Source organism: Martinezella dioscoreae, from assembly GCF_009176305.1.
Classification (GTDB): domain Bacteria; phylum Pseudomonadota; class Alphaproteobacteria; order Rhizobiales; family Rhizobiaceae; genus Rhizobium; species Rhizobium dioscoreae.
The window spans coordinates 1,126,671-1,151,134 of the sequence record NZ_BLAJ01000001.1 but is presented as its reverse complement, the minus strand read 5'-3'; the positions used below and the strand labels follow the sequence as shown (position 1 = coordinate 1,151,134).

At 58.9% G+C, this 24,464-nt stretch carries 18 protein-coding genes; 7 read left to right on the top strand and 11 right to left on the bottom strand.

Annotated elements, in window-relative coordinates:
* Positions 1-38: 38 nt before the first annotated feature.
* Positions 39-1,256, bottom strand: coding sequence for an MFS transporter (locus GDN47_RS05565; RefSeq protein ID WP_113355277.1), 1,218 nt, complete (start codon positions 1,254-1,256; stop codon positions 39-41).
* A gap of 166 nt (positions 1,257-1,422) precedes the next feature.
* Positions 1,423-2,229: a UDP-2,3-diacylglucosamine diphosphatase gene (locus GDN47_RS05560; protein WP_069613061.1), complete on the bottom strand. Its 807-nt coding sequence runs from the start codon at positions 2,227-2,229 to the stop codon at positions 1,423-1,425.
* A 464-nt stretch (positions 2,230-2,693) separates the two neighbouring features.
* Here GDN47_RS05560 and GDN47_RS05555 point away from each other — a divergent pair, with 464 nt between their 5' ends.
* On the top strand, positions 2,694-4,970 hold the full coding sequence (locus GDN47_RS05555) for an NADP-dependent malic enzyme (RefSeq protein ID WP_113333146.1): 2,277 nt from the start codon (positions 2,694-2,696) through the stop codon (positions 4,968-4,970).
* Between the two features lie 195 nt (positions 4,971-5,165).
* A complete protein-coding gene (locus GDN47_RS05550; RefSeq protein ID WP_152092753.1) occupies positions 5,166-5,921 on the top strand; it encodes a hypothetical protein in 756 nt (251 codons plus the stop codon).
* Between the two features lie 52 nt (positions 5,922-5,973).
* Here the strand turns inward: GDN47_RS05550 and GDN47_RS05545 are convergent, their stop codons facing one another.
* The 3 genes from GDN47_RS05545 to GDN47_RS05535 form a co-directional block, all read right to left on the bottom strand.
* Positions 5,974-7,716: an ankyrin repeat domain-containing protein gene (locus tag GDN47_RS05545; RefSeq protein WP_152092752.1), complete on the bottom strand. Its 1,743-nt coding sequence runs from the start codon at positions 7,714-7,716 to the stop codon at positions 5,974-5,976.
* 164 nt (positions 7,717-7,880) lie between these two features.
* A complete protein-coding gene (locus GDN47_RS05540; protein ID WP_152092751.1) occupies positions 7,881-8,705 on the bottom strand; it encodes a TolB family protein in 825 nt (274 codons plus the stop codon).
* Between the two features lie 31 nt (positions 8,706-8,736).
* Positions 8,737-10,416 carry an NAD+ synthase gene (locus GDN47_RS05535; RefSeq protein WP_113355301.1) on the bottom strand — a complete coding sequence of 560 codons (1,680 nt, stop codon included), beginning with the start codon at positions 10,414-10,416 and terminating at the stop codon, positions 8,737-8,739.
* 246 nt (positions 10,417-10,662) lie between these two features.
* On the opposite strand from GDN47_RS05535, the gene GDN47_RS05530 reads away from it, so the two are divergent.
* Together GDN47_RS05530 and GDN47_RS05525 are read left to right on the top strand one after the other, a co-directional pair.
* Positions 10,663-12,537: an LTA synthase family protein gene (locus GDN47_RS05530; protein ID WP_233789768.1), complete on the top strand. Its 1,875-nt coding sequence runs from the start codon at positions 10,663-10,665 to the stop codon at positions 12,535-12,537.
* Positions 12,538-12,694: 157 nt separating this feature from the next.
* The gene (locus tag GDN47_RS05525; protein WP_113355259.1) at positions 12,695-13,231 is read left to right on the top strand and encodes a DUF1003 domain-containing protein; all 537 of its coding nucleotides are present in this window, start codon (positions 12,695-12,697) and stop codon (positions 13,229-13,231) included.
* A 3-nt stretch (positions 13,232-13,234) separates the two neighbouring features.
* On the opposite strand, the gene GDN47_RS05520 is transcribed toward GDN47_RS05525, so the two are convergent.
* From GDN47_RS05520 to rpiA, 5 genes are all read right to left on the bottom strand, one after another.
* Positions 13,235-13,660: a GFA family protein gene (locus tag GDN47_RS05520; protein ID WP_113333144.1), complete on the bottom strand. Its 426-nt coding sequence runs from the start codon at positions 13,658-13,660 to the stop codon at positions 13,235-13,237.
* A gap of 158 nt (positions 13,661-13,818) precedes the next feature.
* Positions 13,819-15,192, bottom strand: coding sequence for a class II 3-deoxy-7-phosphoheptulonate synthase (locus GDN47_RS05515; RefSeq protein ID WP_113355255.1), 1,374 nt, complete (start codon positions 15,190-15,192; stop codon positions 13,819-13,821).
* Positions 15,193-15,346: 154 nt separating this feature from the next.
* A complete protein-coding gene (gor, locus tag GDN47_RS05510; protein ID WP_152092749.1) occupies positions 15,347-16,732 on the bottom strand; it encodes a glutathione-disulfide reductase in 1,386 nt (461 codons plus the stop codon).
* A gap of 184 nt (positions 16,733-16,916) precedes the next feature.
* A complete protein-coding gene (locus GDN47_RS05505; RefSeq protein WP_069613069.1) occupies positions 16,917-17,471 on the bottom strand; it encodes a DUF2059 domain-containing protein in 555 nt (184 codons plus the stop codon).
* Between the two features lie 13 nt (positions 17,472-17,484).
* Entirely contained in the window at positions 17,485-18,186 is a 702-nt protein-coding gene (gene rpiA / locus GDN47_RS05500) for a ribose-5-phosphate isomerase RpiA (RefSeq protein ID WP_152092748.1), read from the bottom strand.
* Positions 18,187-18,381: 195 nt separating this feature from the next.
* Between rpiA and GDN47_RS05495 the strand changes: the two genes are divergently transcribed.
* Together GDN47_RS05495 and GDN47_RS05490 are read left to right on the top strand one after the other, a co-directional pair.
* The gene (locus tag GDN47_RS05495) at positions 18,382-19,056 is read left to right on the top strand and encodes an HAD family hydrolase (RefSeq protein ID WP_113333104.1); all 675 of its coding nucleotides are present in this window, start codon (positions 18,382-18,384) and stop codon (positions 19,054-19,056) included.
* A gap of 177 nt (positions 19,057-19,233) precedes the next feature.
* The gene (locus GDN47_RS05490; protein WP_162746402.1) at positions 19,234-20,409 is read left to right on the top strand and encodes a TIGR02281 family clan AA aspartic protease; all 1,176 of its coding nucleotides are present in this window, start codon (positions 19,234-19,236) and stop codon (positions 20,407-20,409) included.
* A 99-nt stretch (positions 20,410-20,508) separates the two neighbouring features.
* Here the strand turns inward: GDN47_RS05490 and GDN47_RS05485 are convergent, their stop codons facing one another.
* Positions 20,509-22,407: a L,D-transpeptidase family protein gene (locus tag GDN47_RS05485; RefSeq protein WP_113333102.1), complete on the bottom strand. Its 1,899-nt coding sequence runs from the start codon at positions 22,405-22,407 to the stop codon at positions 20,509-20,511.
* A 406-nt stretch (positions 22,408-22,813) separates the two neighbouring features.
* On the opposite strand from GDN47_RS05485, the gene fumC reads away from it, so the two are divergent.
* Positions 22,814-24,205, top strand: a complete 1,392-nt coding sequence (fumC, locus tag GDN47_RS05480) for a class II fumarate hydratase (RefSeq protein WP_152092747.1) — start codon at positions 22,814-22,816, stop codon at positions 24,203-24,205.
* Positions 24,206-24,464: the final 259 nt, after the last annotated feature.

Sequence of the window (24,464 nt, the reverse complement as noted above, 5' to 3'; positions counted from 1 at the left end):
ACGGCTTTTTGATATCCAAATGAATTTGTTGCACCGCGTCAGGATACGCCGTGAGCGCCTCCGCCGATTGCCGGCTTTCTCGCCTGCAGCCCATAGGCAAAAACGACCATGGCGAGCCCAAAGGCGGCGATGCCGGCCATGACATAGTAACTCGTCAGGTCGAGCCAGGCGTAGAGATAGCCGGATGCAAGCGTCATCAATCCCAGGAACATGCCATTGTAGAAATAATAGGCGCCTTGAGCCGATGATTCCTGCGTCTCATGGACGGACGCCACGATACGACGCTGAACGCCGGTATGGACGCAGGCATAGGTGCATGAATGAAAACATTGCAGCACAAAATAGCCGATGAAGCCGAAATTGCTCGGAAACAGGACCCAGCGCAGAATGCACATGGTCGAACCGAAGAAGATGAGCGTCCAGGCGCTGAACCTCCTGCTCAGTTTTCTCGACAGGAAAAACACCATCACCTCGGCCGTGACGCCAATGCTCCACAGCACGGCTATCTCGGCGCCGGAAAAGCCGAGCTTATGCCAGTAGATCGACGCAAATGTATAGAGCATCGCATGGCTCGATTGCTGTATCGATACGCCGATCATGGTTATAAGCAATTGCGGCGAGCGCAGATTTCCGGTCGGCGATTGCAGATTGATCGGTTGGTTGCGCCGGCGCGTCGGCCCGATACGTGGCGCGAAAAAGCCCATCATCGTCGTCAGAATGAACCCCGCCACCATCACGGGCAATACTGTCGTGCCGCCCCACATGCCGATCAGCTGGCCGCCGAGAAGGGTCGACAGGATAAAGGTGATCGATCCCCAGACCCGCATGGAACCGTAGTCGAAACCCCAGCGGCGCACACCCGACATGGCAATCGATTCGACCACCGGTACGTAAGGCGCGTAAGTAGCGCCCTGAATGCCGTAGACCAGAAGCACCGGCCAGAAATCGCTGGTCCAGTAAAGCGCGATTGCCGTCAGCAGCGACAAGGCACCCGACCATAACAATACATCGGCCCGCTCTCTCATGTGATCGGCGAGTACCGCGATGATGGGTGTCACGAGGACGCGCACGACCATGGGAATGGCGATCACCAGGCCAATCTCGTGATCGTTGAAATTCAGCCCCGCCAACCAGACGGGAAAGAAGGGTACGGCAATGCCGTTGACGAACAACGGAGCGCAATAGGACAAGGCGGCGCGCAAGCGGAAATAAGGAGGCGCACCCTCGCCCTGGAAGGACTTGATCGCGGGAATCATGACAGACCTGAAGGGGAACGTACTTGTCCCTATCATGCTATCGAGAATACGACTATGGCGAGAAATGGCCAAAACCGTAACGTTTCGGAAAAATCCGAAGCCAGGGCTGTCTTGCAGCGATCAATAATTATGACAAGCCATTATCAAGCCTGTGAAGAGCCAGAAATCAGGCCGCCTGTGCGCCAAGGGCCTGCGGTATTTCTCCGACCTGCGAGCCGACTGGCTGCGTTTCGAGAATATTCTGCCACGTGATCAGCTCGAACGTGCCGTCTTCGTGTTCGGCAATCGCCGTGCAGCTTTCCACCCAGTCGCCCGTGTTGATGTAACGGATCCCATCGAGATCCTCGATCACGGCATGGTGGATATGACCGCAGATGACGCCATCGGCATCATTGCGCTTGGCCTCTTCGGCCACGACACGCTGAAACTCGCCGATGAAATTGACGGCGTGCTTCACCTGCAGCTTTGCCCAGGCCGAAAAGGACCAATAGGGCATGTTCAGGCGTCGGCGCACCGCCGCAAGCCCGATATTGATCAAGATGGCCATGTCATAGGCCCAATCGCCGAGATAAGCGAGCAGACGGGCATTGCGGACGACGACATCGAATTCGTCGCCGTGCAGGATGAGATATTTCTTCCCGTCGGCCGTTTCATGCATGGCGCGCTGCGCCACCTCGATGCCGCCGAAGTGCATTCCGGGGAAGTCACGCAGGAATTCGTCGTGATTGCCGGGGATATAAACGATGCGCGTGCCCTTGCGCGCCTTGCGCAGGAGCTTCTGTACGACGTCGTTGCAATCCTGGGGCCAGTACCAGTTTCGCTTCAGTCTCCAGCCATCAACGATGTCGCCAACCAGGAAGATGGTATCGGCCTCGTGATAACGGAGAAAATCGAGCAGGTAATCCGCCTTGGCGGCCTTCGAGCCGAGATGCACGTCAGAAATGAATAGCGTTCGGAAATGCCGGGGGTCCATGTTTTCATTCACGAACTTTATGTCCGTGCCCTATCCTACGTTGGCTATTCCAAAACCAGACTCGTGTTTCAGGAAGATGACAAACCCTGTGCTTGGCGGCCCAGCGGCGGCGTTCAACCAAGTTTCGCGGCAACGGCGAGGTCAGGACGATCGCTTGTAAAGCTGGCGATACAAAGGCGAAACATGGCCCGCGCCGCCTCGCTTGGATAAGCCGCCCATCTGTGCACTTTCACGCCATTCTTTCCAAGATGACGCGATCGCAGCCTTCGACTTGCGGAAAGGACATCGCGCGATCTGCGATCATTGCGGAAAAGGCAATTCAGTTTTGCCACGACAAAAACGCCTTGTGACCTCAATTCCATACTGTGAAGGCGAAGCGATTGATGTATGCAGAAGACTCAAAGCGCAGGCAGGAATGGAGACGCAAGTTGGATACGAACGACACTTCGAAAGCAGCCAAGAACATGGCGAGCGGAAATTTCGACGAGCAGGCGCTTTATTTCCATCGTTATCCCCGTCCCGGCAAGCTCGAAATTCAAGCGACCAAACCGCTGGGCAATCAGCGCGATCTGGCACTTGCCTATTCCCCCGGCGTCGCTGCCCCCTGCATCGCCATCCGCGACAACCCGGAAACGGCAGCCGACTATACGTCCCGCGCCAATCTCGTAGCGGTGATTTCCAACGGTTCCGCCGTGCTCGGGCTCGGCAATATCGGCCCGCTGGCCTCGAAACCCGTCATGGAAGGCAAGGCCGTTCTCTTCAAGAAATTCGCCGGCATCGACGTCTTCGACATCGAAATCGCAGCACCGACGGTCGATGAGATGGTCAACACCGTCTCCGCGCTCGAGCCGACCTTCGGCGGTATCAATCTCGAAGACATCAAGGCGCCGGAATGCTTTGACGTCGAGCGCCGCCTGCGCGAGAAAATGGAAATTCCGGTCTTTCACGACGATCAGCACGGCACCGCCATCATCGTCGCCGCCGCCATCCTCAATGGGCTGGAACTGGCCGGCAAAAAGATCGAAGACGTCAAGATCGTCGCTTCCGGCGCGGGGGCGGCGGCGCTCGCCTGCCTTAACCTGCTCGTCATCCTCGGCGCCAGGCGCGAGAACATCTGGGTCCACGATATCGAGGGTCTGGTCTACAAGGATCGCAACGTCCTCATGGACGAGTGGAAATCCGTCTACGCTCAAGATAGCGACAAGCGCGCGCTCGCCGAATCCATTCCGGGCGCCGACGTCTTCCTCGGCCTGTCGGCTGCCGGCGTGCTGAAACCCGAATTGCTGGCGCAGATGGCCGAAAAGCCGCTGATCATGGCGCTCGCCAACCCGACGCCGGAAATCATGCCGGATCTCGCCCGTGCCGCCCGTCCCGATGCAATGATCTGCACTGGCCGCTCGGACTTCCCGAACCAGGTCAACAACGTCCTCTGCTTCCCCTATATTTTCCGCGGAGCGCTCGATTGCGGCGCCAAGACGATCAACGAAGAGATGAAGATGGCTGCGGTGCGCGCCATTGCCGCGCTTGCCCGCGAGGAACCTTCCGACGTCGCCGCCCGCGCCTATACAGGCGAAACGCCGGTCTTCGGACCCAATTACCTGATCCCCTCGCCCTTCGACCCGCGCCTGATCCTGCGTATTGCGCCGGCTGTGGCGAAGGCAGCTGCGGAAAGCGGCGTCGCTCTGCGCCCGATCAAGGATTTCGATGCCTATATGGACGAGCTTAACCGCTTCGTCTTCCGCTCGGGCTTCGTGATGAAGCCGATCTTTGCGGCAGCGAAGATTGCCGAGCGCAAGCGCGTAGTCTTCTCCGAAGGCGAAGATGAGCGCGTGCTGCGCGCCGCCCAGGTCCTGCTCGAGGAAGGCACCGCCGTCCCGATCCTAATCGGTCGTCCTTCCGTCATCGAGACGCGCCTCAAGCGTTACGGCCTGAAGATTCGCCCTCATACGGATTTCGCTGTCATCAATCCCGAAGACGATCCGCGCTTCCGCGAGTATGTCGAACTTTATTTCTCGCTGGTCGGCCGCGCGGGCGTTATCCCGGAAGCGGCCCGCACGATCGTCCGCACCAACACAACCGTTATCGGCGCGCTTGCCCTCAAGCGCGGCGAAGCTGATGCACTCATTTGCGGTCTCGAAGGCCGTTATGAGCGTCATTTGCGCATCGTCCGCCAGGTCATCGGCAAGCGGCCTGATGTTCGGGATTTCTCGGCATTGAGCCTGCTCATTTCGCAACGCGGCGCCACCTTCTACACGGATACCTATGTGACGTTTAATCCGTCCGCCGAGGAAATCGCGGAATCCACCTGGCTGGCAGCCGAGGAGATCAAGCGCTTCGGCATCGAGCCCCGCGCCGCCCTCGTCTCGCACTCCAACTTCGGCTCCCGGGAGTCGGAAAGCGCTACCAAGATGCGCGAAGCGCTGGCTCTCATTCGCGAGGCAGCGCCGGATCTGGAGGTCGACGGCGAAATGCATGGCGACAGTGCCATTTCCGAGAGCCTACGCCGGCATGTAATGCCGGACAGCGCGCTCTCCGGCGAAGCCAATCTACTCGTCTTCCCCAATCTCGATGCGGCCAATATCACGCTCGGCGTGGTCAAGACCATGACCGATGGGCTGCATGTCGGCCCGATCCTGCTCGGGACGGCGCTCCCGGCCCACATTCTCTCGCCGTCGGTCACTTCCCGTGGCGTGGTCAACATGGCGGCGCTCGCCGTCGTCGAAGCCTCGCAGATCGCCTGATATCACGTCTAGCAGCCACAGCCAGAATGACACCGCGTTTCATGCATTCGCGGTGTCGCCTATCCCCTGGCTATCGGCGGCTGCGACCTGCAATTTCACGAAAATCCTCTCGAAATCCGTGCTTTTTCATGGATACGTTGTTAAGCTGCAGCGTGTAATCTGCAGCGACTTAAAACCGCTTTCGAGAGCAGAACCGTGAACCGCGGCATAAAACAAGCTTCCATTGCCTTCTTTTCCCTGCTGACGGCCACATCGGCGGCCCTCGCACAGGTCGATCTCTGCGACGAACTGCGCGGCCGCTATGTCGACATCAGCGAAGTGATCGGCGCCAGCCAGGAAACACGCCAGCTCTCGCGCGCCATCGTGCAGCAGAACCTGATGATCCGCCGGACGATGAGCGATCTGCGCAACCAGGGCTGCGTCGAAGGCGACGATGGCGTATTTAGCGGGCAGGACAATCAAGGCGTCTGCGATGACATCAGGCAATCGATCGATCAGATGCGGCACGATCTCTCCCTGCTGATGGATCAGCGCGAGCAGAGCGTTGGCCGCGTCGATGCCGTTGCCATGCAGCGCCGGCAGTTGCTGGATACGATGCAGCGCAACGGCTGCAGCCTGCCGGCTTCGGCAACCCCGGATATCGTGATCGATACCCATACGAAGATGGATGCCTATGCGCCGCAGGAGCAGTCCCTGGCCAAGCCCGAAAGCTCCATTACCGTCATCGAGACGCCAAGGCTCCAGAAGAATTCCAGCCTCGAACAAAAGCAGGCACCACCGACGGCGGCGCCCAAGGTAACACAGACGCAGCCGCAGCAGTTTCCGCCGGATCGTCCCTACGATCCCTCGGCCCATAAGGTGCGCCAGGTCGGCCCGCAATTTCTCGCGACCGACCAGGGCAGCATCGACCTCAAACATCCGAAAGAGGCCGGGCCGCAGCCGGCACAATAATGCGTGGGCGGATGTTGCCCATCTCCGCCCGACTGCGTTGATTTCATGTCGTTCAAGGCTGGCGCAACAAGGAGATGATGGCCTCATCGCCTGTCTCTCTCGCGAGATCGCGATAGGACTGTCCGGAAACATCCCTGACCGAGCGATCCGCACCCTTCGCCAGCAGGAGGCGCACCGCCTCGCCGCGGCGATTGACAATGGCAAAGCCAAGCGGCGTCATCCAGTCGCGATCGGTGGCCTGCCCATGAGGGCAGAAGTCTCCGAAGCGGATATTCACCTGTTCCGGATGCCTATCGAGAATAGCAGCCAGCTGATCGACCTGACCGAAAGTGGCCGCCGCGAAAATATCGAGCGGATAGGCCTTCAGAAACGCCACCATCTCATCCTTGCCGTTATAGTCAGCCCAACCGATTGGCGGCGCATGAAAATTGGGATCGCGAACGGTGGTGTCCGCTCCATGCTCGATCAGCAGCTTCGCCATCTCCATATGGCCATGCAGCGCGGCTTCATGCAGCGGTGTTCGGCTGGTCATGGCATTGACGTCAAAATCCAGTGCCAACATGAGACCAACGGCGCGCAGATCATTTTCGCCAGCAGCCTCGTGCAGCATGTCGGGATGAGCCTGGCGCATCGCCCCAGGAATATCGAATTCCCTCGCAATTCTCTTTATGTGTTCGACGACTATTGCCGGACCCGCTGCCTCATTCCTGGCCCCTTGCTGAATCTGGATATAGACCGAATCCTCGGGCTTAAGGCGAACCGCCACTGCTCCCTGCTGAACGAGATACAACGCCAGATCCTTGTCGTTCCCTAACCGCGCCCACTCATACGGCGTTCTGCCATTGACGACCTTGTGAACATCCGCCCCATGCTCCACCAGCAGGCGCACTCGCTCGCCCATGCGATGTTCCAGCGCCCAGGCAAGCTGATAGTCGAACACAGTCTGCGTGTTCTCGACAAACTTCCCGTCTTCGCGCACGAGCCAATTGTTCTTATCCCTAGCGGACAAGCCATATTCGATCAGCAATTTCAGGCATGTATCGTCCCGTTCGAACATGCGGTTGTAGAGCGCCTGACTATCATTGGCTTCAGCGCCCGCATCGAGCAGCAGCCGCGCGAATGCCTCGCATTCCGGATGCGGCGGCTGACGATCCTTTCCCGCCTCGCCTTCGCCGAAGACGCCGGTCAAAACGGTGAAGCGATACTGACCGGCATCGAGAAAGAAGGCGTTGACATCGGCCCCGCGCCGAACCAGCTCACGGGCTGCCGGCAGGCTGGAACGACCCGGCACGCGAGCATAGGCTGCGTACATCAGCGGAGTTAGATCATGCGGCCCGCCCCTGCGATCGAGAAGCTGTGGCTGTCGATCAAGCCAGCGACCTACCCGGTCGGCGTCGCCAAGCACGGCGGCGACATGGATGCTTTCGTCGGCAATCTCCGGATGGGACTCCAGCAGCACTAGCGCCTCATCGAAGCGCGCGGGATCGGCGGGAATATTGGCAAAATACGAAACGGTCGCCAGCGACAGGAAACGGTTGGCGAGCTGATCCCGTGGGATATGCTTGCGATCGCTGCTTTCCAGATGTGCCTTGAGCTTCGCCCAACTCGAAAAGCCGAATTCGCGGGCAAGAACGAGCTGAATGTCCTGCAGTCCAACGCTGGCTATATCCGCAAAATAGGGCATAACGCGGCTGCGCGCCGAAGTATCGCCGGCTTGAACGGCCTTGAGGAAAGACTTGGCCTGCTTTTTAAGGGAATCGAGAGTGGCGTCGACAGCCAAAGAGCGCGTGGTCACGGTAGACCTCCTTCCATTTACGTCCGGTATCCGCGCCCACAGACTGAAAAGAGGTGTGGCAGTCTCACTTTATATGCATCAGGTGGGCCTAGCCCTTCCCGCGGATCGGATGCGCCCTGAGAACGCATCCAGATCTATCGCGCCGGTTGCGCTCTGTCCAGAGCTTAGGCCGGCTCATAGCGGACATAGGCGAACTCGTCCCCATCCGGTGACCAGTTCGGCACATTGATCGATCCCTGCCCGCCAAAGAGCTCGAACAGCGTCGTCAGGTTGCCGCCATCCATATCCATCAGCCGCATCCGCACATTGAGATCGCGCGGATGATCAAAGACGTCAGGATCATAGGAGATCAGGACCACCTTGTCGTTCTTCGGAGATGGATGCGCGAACCAATTGCCGTAATTGTCGTCGGTCAGTTGCTCGAGGCCAGTGCCGTCAGGATGGATGCGCCAGATCTGCATCAGGCCGGTGCGGCTCGAATTGAAATAGATCCATTGCCCGTCGGCCGAATAATCAGGTCCGTCATTGCGGCCCTCGCCATGCGTCAGGCGGGTCTCTTCGCCGCCATCGATCGAGATCGTATAGATATCGAAAACGTCGTTGCGGATGCCGCAATAGGAGAAGCGCTTTCCGTCCGGCGACCAGCCATGCCAGTAGGAGGGCAGATTGGTCGTCACCTGCCTTGGCGTGCCGCCCTCTGACGGCAGAACATAGATGCAGGATTTGCCATGCTGCGTCTTGTCGGAAATGGCAATCAGTGAACCGTCCGGCGAGATGCCGTGATCGTTGTTGCACAGGGTCGCAAAGCCGGTATCGACCTGGACGATCCCACTGCCATCCAGCGGCAACCGATAGAGCAGCCCATCGCCATTCAGCAGCAGATAGCGGCCGTCAGGCGAATAGTTCGGCGCCTCGATCAGCTGGTCCGTTTGCCAGACGATCCGGTTTGCACCCGTGCGGATATTATAGATCTCGACCGAGCTGCGCATTCTTCCTCTCCCTTGCCGTTGAATGCCGCGATCAACGATCGCGGAACCGGTTGGTGATCGGATAGCGGCGATCGCGACCGAAATTCTTCTTAGTGATCTTCACACCCGGCGCCGACTGGCGGCGCTTGTACTCGGCAAGATAGAGCAGATGTTCAACGCGATGCACGGTCGCAACATCATGGCCTCGGGCCACGATCTCCTCGACCGACATTTCCTTTTCCACTAGGCATTCGAGGATATCGTCAAGTACCGGATAGGGCGGCAGCGAATCCTGGTCCGTCTGGTTCGGCCTTAGTTCCGCCGAAGGCGCCTTGTCGATGATATTATGGGGGATGACCTCCCCCGAAGGGCCGAGCGCGCCCGGCGGCACGTGCAGGTTGCGCCAGCGCGACAGCGCATAGACCTGCATCTTGTAGAGATCCTTGATCGGGTTGAAGCCGCCGTTCATGTCGCCATAGAGCGTGGCGTATCCGACAGACATTTCCGACTTGTTGCCCGTCGTCACCACCATCGAGCCGAATTTGTTGGAGATCGCCATCAGGATGGTGCCGCGGGCGCGGCTCTGCAGGTTTTCCTCGGTGATGCCGCTTTCCGTGCCTTCGAAAAGATCGGACAGAGCCGAACTGAAGCCGGTAACGGGATCCTCAATCGGCACGATATCGTAGCGGCATCCGAGCGCCTTGGCGCAATCGGCCGCATCCTTCAGCGAATCCTGCGAGGTATAGCGATAGGGCAGCATGACGGTGCGCACACGCTCTTCGCCAAGCGCATCGACGGCAATCGCCGCGCAGATCGCAGAGTCGATACCGCCGGACAGGCCAAGCACGACCGACTTGAAACCATTCTTGTTGACATAGTCGCGGAAGCCCAGCAGGCAGGCGCGATAATCTGCCTCCTCGCCTTCCGGAATGTGAGCCATCGGACCTTCAGCGCAGTGCCAGCCGTCGCCGTTCTTCTTCCAGGTCGTCACTGCAAGCGCGGTCTCGAACTGGCTCATCTGGAAGGCCAGGGTCTTGTCTGCATTGAAACCGAAGCTGGCGCCATCGAAAACCAGTTCGTCCTGGCCGCCGAGCTGGGCGGCATAGATCATCGGCAGCCCTGTCTCGATGACCTGCTTCAGCACGACCTGATGGCGCACGTCGACCTTGCCGCGATAATAGGGCGAACCGTTCGGCGACAGAAGGATTTCCGCACCGCTTTCAGCCAGCGTCTCGCAGACGCCGAGCTCGCCCCAGATGTCCTCGCAGATCGGGATACCCAGCCGCACGCCGCGGAAATTGACCGGACCGGGCATGGCGCCCTGATCGAACACGCGCTTCTCGTCAAACTCGCCGTAGTTCGGTAGGTCTACCTTGTCACGGATCGCAATCACCTTGCCGCCATCGAGAACGGCAATCGAATTGTAGCGGCCCGTCTCGTCCTGCCGGGGAAAGCCGATGATCACGCCAGGGCCGCCATCGGCCGTATCGGCAGCCAGAGCCTCGACCGCTTTCCAGCAGGCGCGGATGAATGCCGGCTTCAGCACGAGATCTTCCGGCGGATAGCCGGAAATGAACAACTCCGTCAGCAGGACGATCTGCGCGCCTTCGCGCGCCGCTTCGGCCCGGGCCTCGCGCGCCTTGGCGAGATTGCCGGAGACGTCGCCGACCGTCGGATTGAGCTGCGCGACGGCGATGCGGATGGTGTGGGTAATCTGGCTTTGCTCTGTCATGCCATACATTTAGCGATGCCATCTTTCTTCCGCAACCGCCTTCCTTCCCGCACACGCATCAAAGATCGCACTACACGCAGAGGAGGTATTTTTGCCCCAAAAAATACCAGGCCAGCCTTGCGGTTCATGAAGCATTCATGACAGAAGCGTGACACTTATATGAATAATTTGTAGCTTTTGGAGAAAGCATTGGTCGCATCGGTCATCGAGTCCGCCTTGGCGGGCAAGCTTGCCCTTTTCCAGAAGATCGGCGCGGCAAAACAGAAGTCTGCCGCTCTGCGCCTGCTTCTGAGCCTCACGCTGACCCTCCTTTTCTCCCTGTCCATCGTTATGACGGTCGAATGGGTTGCACGCGGCGAATTCGCCTCCGCTTGGACCTATCTCCTTTCCCCGTCCCGTCCGGGCCTTGCCACCATCGGCGTTGTCATGCTGACCATGCTGACGCTGGATGCCTTGATCGGTCGCGCGCATCTATCCGCTTTGATCGTCGCTCCAGTGCTGCTCATATCGGCCTTCATTTCCAGCCAGAAGCAGAATTTTCTCTCCGATCCGCTCTACCCTTCGGACTTCCTGTTTGGGCGGCAGATCATGGAGCTGATGCCGGTCATGGTACGTGATCGCCCTTGGACGGCGATTGCCCTGGCAATCGGCATCATCGCCGGCACCGGCGCCATGATCCTGTTCTGGCGCTATATCCGGAGCCACACGGTCGCACTTTCGCGAAACGAGCGCCTTGCCCGGCTTTCGATCTGCCTGCCGCTGGCAGCACTTTTCGCCTCACAGATGGACCCCACACAATATTCCTATGTTCGCGAGAAGCTGGGGATCATACCGATCGTCTGGGACCAGACGGAAAATTACAACCACAACGGCTTCATCGTCGCCTTCGCGCTGAACCTGCCCATGGCCGACATCAAGTCACCGGCCGGATACGGCCCTGGCGCCATCGACGCCATGCCCGCAAGAAATTATGGCTATCTCTCCGGTCCGCGCCAAAAGCCCGACATTATCATGCTGATGAGCGAATCCCTCTGGGATCCGACGCGGCTTTCCGGCATCGCCTTCACACCGGATCCGATGCCGACGATCCGCGCCAGACAATCGGGCAATGTCTTCTCGCCGGAATTCGGCGGCATGACCGCCAATGTCGAGTTCGAGGCACTGACGGGCTTTTCCAACGCCTTTCTCCCTTATGGCAGCATTCCCTATCAGCAATATGTGCGCCGCCCGCTGCCGTCGCTTGCCACTTTCTTCCGCGGCGAAGGCTATACGGCGCGCGCACTGCATCCCTTCAGCGGCTGGTTCTGGAACCGTAACGAGGTCTACAGGGCTTTCGGCTTCGAAGAATTTCATACCCAGGAGACTTTGCCGCCCATGGATAAACGCGGCATGTTCGCAGCCGACGACTCCCTTATGAAGGAAATCATGAGCGAAGGAGACGCCGCCGAGCGTCCCTTCTTCTTCTTCGCGGTCACTCTTCAGGGACATGGGCCTTACGAAGCCGACCGCTATTCTGAGAATACCGTCGATATCGCGGGCAATTTGAACGACGATGACCGTGCGGCGCTCGCTACCTATGCACAGGGCGTTCGCGAAGCCGATGACAGCCTGAAGATGCTGATGGATTGGGCCGAAAAGCGCGACCGGGAAACCATTATCGTCCTCTGGGGCGATCATCTGCCGCCGCTCGGCAGCGTCTATCCAAACACCGGCTACATGCCGCAGCAGGTGGCAACCCGCAAGGCGCCGCTCGACGTCATGAAGAAGGAGCACGAAACGCCGCTCGTCGTCTGGTCGAGCAAGAAGGGCGTTCGCAAGGACATCGGTACCATCAGCCCCTCGCAGCTGCCTTATCACCTGCTGAAAACGGCAGGCTATGAGCATCCTTTCTATACGGGCTTTCTCGGCCGCGTGCAGAAGAAATACAACATCGTCGACCGCTATCAGCTGGCAACCCGCGACAGCCAGACCTTCCCCGATTGGGGCCGCAAGGAGCCGGAGCTTGACCCGACCGTGCGCGACTATCGCTATCTGCAGCACGACATGATGTTCGGCCACCAATATGGTTTGGAGCGCTTCTTCCCGTCTCATGCGGAGCTAATGGGCCAGGAAGACAGCTAGCCCATTATAAACATGAGTTAGTGCGGGTGTTTTTTTGCGATAACAGTACGCGCAGCAGCTCCATGCGCAATCGAGTTTGAAACCCTTCCCTCGTTGCATTTTTCCCCATTGGTCGAATAGTTGCATTCAATGCCACAAGGACCTTGGAGCCCTCCCAATGCATAATCTTCCCAACTTCGTTCATCTGCATTTTGACAAGACAGCCGATCAGCTCGGCGATATCGAAAAGCGCGTTCTTAAAAAGGCGCACGAGCGGAAAATCATCTCCACCGATATCAACGCCGCCATCTCGGCGGAATCCTCCCGGGGGCAGCGTCTCGCAGACAGCATCGCCCGTGTCGGCGGCTCATGGTCCTTCATTATCGCCTTCCTGCTGTTTCTGGCCTTCTGGTGCGTCATCAACACGATCCTCCTCACCACGAACGCCTTCGACCCCTACCCCTTCATCTTCCTGAATCTCGTTCTCTCCATGCTCGCCGCGATTCAGGCGCCGATCATCATGATGTCACAGAACCGGCAGGCCGAGCGGGATCGTTTCGAGGCGGCCAAGGATTATGAAGTCAATCTCAAGTCCGAGCTGGAAGTGCTGTCCCTGCATCAGAAGATCGACATGCAGGTGTTGACCGAGCTTGCGGTGGTGCGTGAAGAACTCGCCAAACTGAGCAAGCTCGTTGCCGAAAAAGGCACCATCTAAAGGTCAATCGGAGGGGCCTGCCGTCAACAGCCCCGGTCGCCCCTGCCGATATTGCGGCAGTCCGTCGCTGATCTCGTAATAATCGCCCTTGTCGGCGCAATAGATATGATAGCCCATCTCAAGGCCGCTCGGCTGATCGAACAGACCGGCCATGATCGATATTTCATCGGCGCCATCGGCCACCCAAAACAGAGCCGAGCCGCAGATCCTGCAAAAGCCGCGGTGAGCGAATGTGCTGGCACGATACCAGGTGATCGCCTCTTCTCCCTCGATGACAAGATTTTCGCGTGCGACATTGGTCGCGGCATAATAGAGCCCGGTCTGTTTGCGGCACTGCGAACAATGGCAGGCGACCACTTCGCGCAGTTTTCCGTGCGTCCTGAAACTTACACTGCCGCAGAGGCAGGCTCCCGTGTGTTCGTGGCTCATCATCGCTCCCCTTATTTTGAGGCAGCCTTGCCGAGAACGGAAGTTGGGTCAATTTCAAAGAACTGAAGCGTCTTTCAGCCAAGCTGATCGCTCCTAGCCCAAAAGCGAACGGGCCGGTTTTCGCCGGCCCGTTCGAGAGATCATGAATGCGGCTTCGCTCAGCCGTGTGCGCGCATACGCTTCTCGTCCCGACCGCCCTTCATCCGCTCAGCGAGCAGGAAGGCAAGTTCCAGCGCCTGGTCGGCATTGAGACGCGGGTCGCAATGTGTGTGATAGCGATCCTGGAGATCCTCGGCGCCGACCGCGCGGGCGCCGCCCGTGCATTCGGTCACATCCTTGCCGGTCATCTCGATATGGATGCCGCCCGGATGCGTGCCCTCGGCGCGATGGATCTGGAAGAAGCTTTCCACTTCCGACAGGATGCGTTCGAACGGACGCGTCTTGTAGTTGTTGAGCGTGATCGTATTGCCGTGCATCGGGTCGCAAGACCAGACGACCTTGCGGCCTTCCTTCTCAACGGCGCGAATGAGGCGCGGCAGGTTGTCGGCAACCTTGTCGTGACCGAAACGGCAGATCAGCGTCAGGCGGCCAGCTTCGTTCTGCGGGTTCAGGATGTCGATCAGATTAAGCAGATCGTCCGCCTGCAGCGAAGGACCGCATTTCAGACCAATCGGGTTCTTGATGCCGCGGAAATATTCGACATGGGCGTGGTCGGCCTGGCGCGTACGGTCGCCGATCCAGAGCATGTGGCCGGAGGTGGCGTACCAGTCGCCGGTCGTGGAATCGACGCGGGTAAAGGCTTCTTCATAGCCAAGCAGCAGCGCTTCGTGGCTGGTGAAGAAATCGGTTTCGCGCAGGCTTGCGTTGCTCTCGGCGGTGATGCCGATCGCACGCATGAAATCCATGGTCTCGCCGATACGATCGGCAAGCTTGCGGTAGCGCTCGCCCTGCGGGCTGTCCTTGACGAAGCCGAGCATCCACTTCTGGACGTTTTCCAGGTTGGCATAGCCGCCCATGGCGAAGGCGCGCAGCAGGTTCAGCGTCGCGGCAGACTGACGGTAGGCCATCATCTGACGGTCGGGATTGGGAATGCGTGCTTCCTCGGTAAACTCGATACCGTTGATGATGTCGCCGCGATAGCTCGGCAGCGAGATGCCATTCTGCGTTTCGATGTTCGACGAGCGCGGCTTGGCGAACTGACCAGCAATGCGGCCAACCTTGACGACCGGCAGCTGCGCACCGAAGGTCAGCACGACCGCCATCTGCAGGAAGGCGCGGAAGAAGTCACGGATCGTATCGGCACCGTGTTCTGCAAAGCTTTCGGCGCAATCGCCGCCCTGAAGCAGGAAACCGTTGCCCTCTGCGACATTGGCGAGATGCGCCTTCAGGCGACGGGCTTCACCGGCAAAAACGAGTGGCGGATAGCTTGCAAGCTGCGCTTCGGTCTCTGCCAGCGCTACCTTGTCCGGAAAATCCGGCACCTGTTGGATCGGTTTCTGCCGCCAACTGCTCGGGGTCCAATTCTGTGCCATCTCACTCACCTGCTTGTACGCCCGATCTCGGTCGGGCGGCCCGTCGTCGTAAATAACGCGCGCTTATAAACCTTTGCCGCCCGCTTGCAAAGGCGGGCAAACTACTGTGCGAATCTTTTATGGTGCAGTCGATCTCAGAGCCAAAACGAGCGCGTTACACGCGCTCGCCGTTGCGAATGCGATAGCTCGGCGAATACATCGTTACCAATTCTTCCGCCGCCGTCGGATGCACCGCCATGGTGCGGTCGAAATCGTCCTTGGTGCAACCGGCCTTCAGTGTGATGCCGAGAAGCTGCGCCATCTCGCCGGCATCGTGGCCGAGAATATGCGCGCCGATGACCTTGCGGTCCGCGGCGTTGACGATCAGCTTCATGATCATCTTCTCGGCTCGACCCGAAAGCGTCGCCTTCATCGGCCGGAACTGCGCCCGGTAAACTTCGAGCTCCGGATAACGCTTGGCAGCGTCTTCCTCGGTCAGGCCGACCGTACCGATCTCCGGCTGCGAGAAAACGGCCGTCGGGATGAGTTCGTGATCCGGCCGGGTCGGATTGTCCTTGTAGACCGTCTCGATGAAACACATGGCCTCGTGGATCGCCACGGGCGTCAGTTGTACCCGGTCGGTGACGTCGCCGAGTGCGTAGATGTTCGCAACGGAAGTGCGCGAATATTCGTCGACGATAATAGCGCCCTGCTCGTTGATTGCGACGCCGGCAGCCTCAAGCCCGAGATTTTCGGTATTCGGCGTACGGCCGAGCGCCAGCATGACGGTATCGACCGTCAGGAGCTTATCATTCTTCGTCCGAGCACTGAGCCTGCCCTCTACCTTCTCGACATTCTCAATGATGTCATGGCAGAGAATACGGATGCCCTTCTCCTCCATGGCCTCGTGAAGGCCTTTGCGCAGGTCCTGATCGAAGCGCGAGAGTATCTCGGCGCCGCGATAGATCAGCGTCGTCTCGACGCCCAGACCATGAAAGATGTTGGCGAACTCGACGGCGATGTAGCCGCCGCCGGCAATGAGGATCGATTTCGGCAGTTCCTTCAGATGGAACGCTTCGTTCGAGGAGATGCAAAGCTCGTGACCCGGCAGTGCCGTGTGCAGATTCGGCCGACCGCCAGTCGCAACGACGATGGTCTCGGCGGTCACGATCTGGCCGGTCTTCAGCAGCTTGATCGTGTGGGCATCGACCAGCTCGGCGCGGGTATCGAAGATCTCTGCCTTGGCATTGTCGAGCCCCTTGCGATAGAGGCCCTCCAACCGGGCGATTTCCTTGTCTTTCGCCTCGATCAGTTTCTTCCAGTCGAAGCTGCTTTCGCCAACCGTCCAGCCGAAACCGGCCGCATCCTCGAAATGCTCGCTATATTGCGAAGCGTAGACGAACAATTTTTTCGGCACGCAGCCGCGAATGACGCAGGTGCCGCCATAGCGATATTCCTCGGCGATCCCGACCTTCTTGCCAAGCGATGCGGCCACGCGCGCGCTGCGCACACCGCCCGAGCCGCCGCCAATCACGAAAAGGTCGAAATCAAACGAAGGCATGGATCGCTCCTGTAGACATCAAGTTGCGCGCGAAGCGCCATTGGGGGTCGGCACTCATATAGGGAGCCGAGACCCAAAAAGAAAAGCCCGGAATCGATCCGGGCTTCGAATTTGTAACTGCTTGCCGCAGATACCGAAAACTACAAACCTAGCTTTCGAAACCGCTGCGGCGGCGAGCCGTTGATTACTGCTTCGGCGCCGGCTGAGCGGCCGCACCGGCATCCGGCGTAACGACCGGCTGCTTGACGACCTTCTGCAGGGCATCGTTGCTCTGCTTTGCGAGATCGCGCGAAATGCCCTGGCTCCAGATATCGGCCGCCTTGTAGAGTTCGCGGGTGGCGAGCGGACCGTCCTTGAGAAGCTTCTTGCCTGCCGCCGAATTGTAGAAATCTGCAATCGCCTTCAGTTCGTCGGCAGAGAAGGCCTTGGCATAGGTGATGGCCGCTTCACGCTCCAGATCGGCACGGCGCGGTGCGAGCGCGAGCGCGGTGGCGTCGACGGTCGAGTTGATCGCATCGCCGAAATTCGGGTTTGCCTGGATCATCGTGCTCTTCAGCTGCTCGGCGAGGTTCGGCAAGATGTTGTCGAACTGGTTGGTGATGCCGAGAGCATTGATCGCGGCGCGGGCAGCCTTGATCTGATCCTCGGAAACCTCTTGAGCGCTTACGGAACCGAAAGCAATGCCGGAAAGAAGGATGGTTGCAGCGGCAAGACGGCCAAGACCCGCAAATTTGATCATGAGATGAGTGCTCCTATGTATTGTTCGCCTGCAACGTGCGCGCACCGGCGGGGCCGGCAATGATCGCTTGTGTCGCCATATGGATAAAGAGCCCGTGTTCGACAACGCCGGGAATCGAATAGAGCTCGCTCGACAGCGCCTCTGCATCAGGAATACGGCCGAAAGATGCATCGACGATGTAATGCCCCCCATCGGTGACAAAGAGGCTGTCGCTCGCGCGGCGCATGTTGAGCGCGCCGGAAAGCCCAAGACGCGAGGCCGCCTTCTCGATGAGGATGCGAGTGGAAACGAGACCGAAGGGATTGACCTCGATCGGTAGCGGAAAGGCTCCGAGGGTCTCAACGACCTTGCTCTGATCCGCGATCACGATCATGCGGGCTGAGGAAGCAGCAACGATCTTCTCGCGCAGCAGCGCGCCGCCGCCGCCCTTGATCAACGTCAGCGCACCATCCAGCTCGTCGGCTCCGTCGATGGTCAGGTCAAGTTCCGGAAGATCGTCGAGCGACTTCAACGGCACGCCGAGTTCGTTGCAGAGCTTGGCCGTTCTTTCAGATGTGGGAACGCCCTCAATCGAGAGGCCGGCGGCGACCTTTTCGGCGAGCAGGCGAACGAATTCCTCCGCCGTGCTGCCGGTGCCGATCCCGAGCCGCATGCCGCTTTCGACGTGAGCGAGCGCGGCTCTCGCAGCCTCGATTTTCATCTGGCGGGCGTCCATGCGCCACCTGCTCCCATTGTTACGTTGGTCTGCTGTTTACACGGCTCTCCAGCCAAACGAAAGCCAAAATAACGGCATGATATAGAAATCCCCGAGGCCTTCCCGCCTAGGCTTTCCGGCGCTTCGGTTGCAATTGCCCGCGCGATCTTTTAACTCCGGAAGACGCACTCTTTTCTATGCAAAGGCCGATTCCTCGTGAAATCTCCCCTTGTCGTATTCGATCTCGACGGCACGCTGCTGGACACGCATGCGGACCTGATCGTCAGCCTGAACCATACGATCGCCGCACTCAAGCTTCCGCCGGTCACTTACGACGACGTGACGCATCTCGTTGGCAACGGCGCGCAGGTGATGATCGAGCGGGCCTGCAAGCTGCATGGCTATACGCTGACATCGGAAGAATTACCGGCGCTGCTACAGCGCTTCATAACCCATTATTCCGAGACGATGCCCGGCGTCACGCAGCCCTACCCCGGGCTCCTGGCCGCGCTTACAACACTGCGGAACAAAGGCTACAAGCTGGCCGTCTGCACCAACAAGATGGAATCGCTTGCGCGCACACTTCTCGACCGGCTCGAACTGACCCAATATTTCGAGGCCATTACCGGCGGCGACACCTTCACTGTCCGCAAGCCGAATGCCGAACACCTGATCGGCACCATCGAGCGCGCGGGCGGCGACATCGCCCGGACGATCATGATCGGTGACAGCATCAACGACATCCTTGTCGCCCGCAATGCCGGCGTCCCCTCCATCGCGGTCCCCTTCGGCTACTCCGATGTCGGCATCGAAACGCTTGGACCGAACCGCATCATCTATCACTATGACGAGCTGACGCCTGAACTGGTCGAGGGACTGCTGGCGGCCTGAGAATACTAAAATCCCTGTTGGCTCGAACGGCGCGGTTGTAACGGGTCTTGCGCGATTCACGCGCTTCAGCCACAACTTATCGACGTTCTGCTATCAGCGTCATAACCGCGCAAGCGAAAGGCCCGCTGCGCGATGTTGCCGAGGTGGGACGATCACTCGATAGCGGAGCGCTCCCCCTTGCTCGTAGCAGATCCTGAAGACCGTAACGCCGGTAGATTGCCAAGCCGCAGGGGGTGGTTTGCTCCTATTGTCCGAACATTGATTATCTGTGGCGCACTATGCGCAGGTATTTGGTTCTACATCTACGGCGACCGCATTATAGGGTACGTCGAGACGGAAACCGGAGCTGGAGCCAAACCCGATGCCGCTCTGACCGCGGTCTATAAGCATTTCGACATCGCACCTTTGCCGAATATTGTTGCAGGCAGACCCGCGATGGCAGCCGATCTCGATATGTTACGGCGAGAGCATTGTGATTGGAACGCGGTCTATAAATTCGCAGATGAGCTAACGAAGCAGGGCTATCGCCGCGAAGCGGCCAAAGTCTTCATTGCCTTCTCCGACAAGTGCAAGCCGTCGAACATCGCCTTGAGCTCAGCGGCACAAATTCTTGACGATCTCAGCGACTTCGACGAAGCGCTGAAAGTCTCTAACCAAGTGATAGCAATGTCCCCGGGGATGCCCGATTTCTATTTCCAGCGAGCGCGAATTCGCCAAAATGCCAAGAAATATCGGGACGCCATTGACGACTACTATTCGGTCATCGGCCTTACCGACAATATCGCGATACTGAATAGTGCCGTATTTGAGGGAATCTCCGCCAGCTACCGCGAGCTTGGTGAATATTGCGAGGCGATCGGACCGCTGCAACTCTGGGTTTCAACTAACCCCGATAGAAACGACACAGCGGTCGTGCGTGGGATCATTAAACTCTATGAAACAATGGGCAAATGCGCCTCGACTTACGCGACAGGCAGCGATCGATTTCCGACGCAGGGCAAGAACGTCATCCTTGCCAAGGTCTCGATCAATGGCACAGACGGCGTGTTCATCGTCGACACCGGTGCAAGCTTCGTCGCGGTGAGCAAAGCTTTCGCCGCACGAGCCAAGCTGCCGGTCGACGGCAACAACGGAATATCTCTTCAAACGGCAAACGGCGTTTCTCAAGCCACACGCACAACGGCGACCACCGTGAAGGTCGGTCATGTCCAAGCTAGCGATATCACGGCCGTGGTTCTCGACGACACCGCGGCACTTGGCGCCGAAGTCGACGGACTACTCGGTCGTTCCTTCCTCTCCCGCTTCGACGTTACCTTCGGCAGCAGGGAATGGCGGATCGAGGCGAAGAATTGAACTGAAACGCCCGCTGACGCTGCGTGATATTCTCATACGACAGGCAACAAAAAACGGCGGCACATGGCCGCCATTTTTGTTTTCGCCACTGAACAGACTTTAGATCTGAGCAGTCCGCGCCTTTGAGGTCGCATCGAGCGCCTTCTGTGTGGCAGCATCGCGATCGTAGACATCGTTGAAATACTGGATTACGCCGTCCTTGTTCGGCCAGGCGGTGAAATAGGCGATGTAGATCGGGAACTTCTGCGGCACGGCCACAGCCTTGTTCTGGCCGGTAGCGATCTGCTTGGCGACGTCATCAACCGTGGTGTTCAGTACGGCAGCGGCCATCGCGCGCGGATCGGCAAGACGGACACAGCCGTGGCTGAGTGCGCGCATATCCTTCTTGAAGAAGCTCTTCTGCGGCGTGTCGTGCATGTAGATGGCGTGCGAGTTCGGGAAGAGGATCTTCAGTTCACCGAGTGCGTTGTCGCTGCTCGGCGGCTGGCGAACCGAAATGCTCTTCGTCGAGCCATACCAGTCGACGCTGGACGAAGCGACGGCGCGGCCGCCCACTTCGACCTGATAGCCCATGCGATCGAGATAGTTCGGATCGGAACGCAGCTTCGGCAGCATCTCGTTGATGATGATCGACTGCGGAACGCCCCAGAATGGGTTGAATTCGACCGTCTGCACCTGATTTTCGAAGAAGAAGGTCTGGTGCTGCTTGCTGCCGACGACGACGCGCATCGACAGCTGCTCCTGATTGTTATTGTAGTAATAGACCATGAAGGCCGGCTGATTGATGAAGACGTAACGCGGGCCTAGTTCGTCCGGCAGCCAGCGCAGCTGCTCCATGGCGATGACCAGCTTCTGGATCTTCACATCGTTGTTCTCGCCGACCATCGCGCGAACGGAGGACGGGCCGATCACGCCGTCGGCCGTCAGACCCTTTTCGCGCTGAAAGTCCTCGACCAGCGACACGAGCTCGGGCGTGTAGCTCGGCGTGCCCAGATAAGCGGAGAAAAGATCGGCGTGAGCCGTTTTCAGTGCATTCGAGCCGCGATGCTCTATCGCCTTGACGATATTGGCCATTTCCGGCGAGCTATCACCCGGCTTCAGCGTACCGGCGAGCGAAATGGAAATGTGACTGCCGTCCGTTCCGGCCTCGGAACGCAGCTTCGCAAGCTCCGCCTTCAATTCCATGAATTGCGGGTTGGACGGGCTGCGGCTGTTGAGATAGGCGGCAGCATCGGGGCTGGCGCGCAATACATCGAGCATAGCCGTCAGATTGACGTCCTTGCGCTTGAAGTCGTGATAGCCGGAGATCTTGTTCGGGTCGAGACGACCGCGAACCGTATCCTGGACGAACATCAGCACCTTGCTGGAGAGCGTGAGCTCAAATTGCATGAGAGCCCGATCACGCAGCACCGGGTCGGCATTTGCGGCATTGTCGCCGGGCAGTGTTACCGCATAGTCGGCAGGATCGAGGCCGACGGAACCAGCATCGGCAAGGACCGCCATCGCGGCCTTCGCCTTGTCGCTGACGGCATGATCTGCAACCCAGAGAAGCGGCTTGCTCTGATCGGCATAATAGGTTTCGATCGCCTTGGCGATATCGTTGGTCGCCATGACACGGGCATCCGCCAGATAGCGGCGCTGCGAGACTTCGGCATCAATAGCAACCGGCGTGGGAGAGGCATCTGCAACGGCGCCGGTCACAACCGGATCGGCGAAATGCACTGTCGACACCAGCCGCATCTGGTCGGCCTTGTAAGTATAGTATTTCGGCGCATCGACGGTCGGCAGCGGCTGCTTTGCCCGCGGAGGCTCAACGGAGTTCAGCGTCTGCGCCGGGTTGACGGGAACCGGAGCCGAAACCTGCGTGCTCTGCTGACGGCCCTGACCGCCACGGATAAAATCCATGAGGGTCATAGCACTTGCGGAGGTTGCGCCAATCGAGGAAAGGCAGCAGGAAAGAGCCAGGACGGATGCTGTGGCTTTGATGGCAAGTTTCATTCTCTAATCAGTCCCTGTATCGTACGGTAACTTCGAGCTCGACGGTGCTGTTTTCAACTCGGCCGCGATGTCTCAGACATCATACACCCACTACACTGAAAACGACGAGACCCCGCCTTTCGTTCAATGCCTCAACTTCACGTGACGAAGCAGTGGCGTCTTCCGCGCTTAGTCCACACCGAATTATGAAATTATTGGTTAATCTTTTATTGAAATTTCCCTGGCTTTTTGAGGGGCGTAAAATGCGCCTCCGCGAATATATGCCAGGCGTGTTAAAAAGGGCACGCCCGACGACCGCATTGAAAACATGATTTTTATAATCATGAATGGCGCTTTGATGTTTTCATGAGCACGGTTCGCACCTATATGGCTGCTATCTGTCTCAATGGAAAGCAGGACCACGAAGATGACGTCCACCCGCACCGAAACCGATACCTTCGGCCCGATCGAAGTCGCCAGCGACCGCTATTGGGGCGCGCAGGCGCAGCGCTCGCTCGGCAATTTCAAGATCGGCTGGGAAAAGCAGCCGCTCTCGGTCGTCCGCGCCCTCGGCATCGTCAAACAGGCGGCTGCGCACGCCAATATGGAGCTCGGCCAGTTGGATCCGGCGCTCGGCAAGGCAATCGTCGATGCGTCACAGGAAGTCATAGATGGCAAGCTTAACGATCATTTCCCGCTTGTCGTCTGGCAGACCGGCTCGGGCACGCAGTCGAACATGAATGCCAACGAAGTGATCTCCAATCGCGCAATCGAGATGCTCGGCGGCGTTATGGGTTCGAAAAAGCCCGTGCATCCGAACGACCACGTCAACATGAGCCAGTCGTCGAACGATACCTATCCGACTGCCATGCACATCGCCTGCGCCGAGCAGATCGTCCATCACTTGCTGCCGGCGCTCAGGCACCTGCATGCAGCCCTAGAAAAGAAGGTCGCCGACTTCGCCCATATCATCAAGATCGGCCGCACTCACACGCAGGATGCAACGCCACTGACGCTCGGCCAGGAATTCTCAGGCTATGCCGCCCAGGTCGCCTCGTCGATCAAACGCATCGAGCTGACCCTGCCGGGCCTTTGCGAACTCGCCCAGGGTGGCACCGCGGTCGGAACCGGCCTCAATGCGCCGATCGGCTTTGCAGAGAAGGTCGCTGACGAGATCGCCAAAATCACCGGCCTGCCCTTCGTTACCGCCCCGAACAAGTTCGAGGCGCTGGCCGCCCATGATTCGATGGTCTTCAGCCATGGCGCCATTAATGCCGCGGCAGCCGCACTCTTCAAGATCGCCAACGACATCCGCCTGCTCGGCTCCGGCCCGCGCTCCGGTCTCGGCGAACTGGCGCTGCCGGAAAACGAACCGGGCTCGTCGATCATGCCGGGCAAGGTCAATCCGACACAATGCGAAGCGCTGACGCAGGTCTGCGTTCACATCTTCGGCAACAATGCAGCCCTCACCTTTGCCGGCAGCCAGGGCCATTTCGAGCTCAACGTCTACAATCCGATGATGGCCTACAACTTCCTGCAGTCGGTGCAGTTGCTCGGCGACGCCGCCGTCTCCTTCACCGACAACTGCATCGTCGGCATCGAAGCCCGCGAGGACAATATCAAGGCCGGTCTCGAACGTTCGCTGATGCTGGTGACGGCACTCGCGCCGAAGATCGGCTACGACAATGCCGCCAAGATCGCTAAGACCGCTCACAAGAACGGCACGACCCTGAAGGAAGAAGCTCTGGCGAGTGGATTGGTATCATCGGAGGAATACGATGCCATCGTCCGGCCGGAAACGATGATCGGTCCGAAGTAAGTTCCTCCTTCAGCGATTGCCAGGCATAGTCCTCCAATGCCAAAGCCGTGTGCATGGCTCCTCTCCCCGCTCCTGCGGGGAGAGCGAGTTTATCGTGCAAGATCAGCAGCTTCAGTCGGTGCTGCAAATGCGGAACAAGTCCCTCTCCTCGCAAGCGGGAGAGGGTTAGGGTGAGGGGCCGGGCACAGGGCCTCAGCATCAAAAAAGACTCACCCCGTCCTGCGCATACCCGTCGACAATCTCCCATTTTGAAATGTCG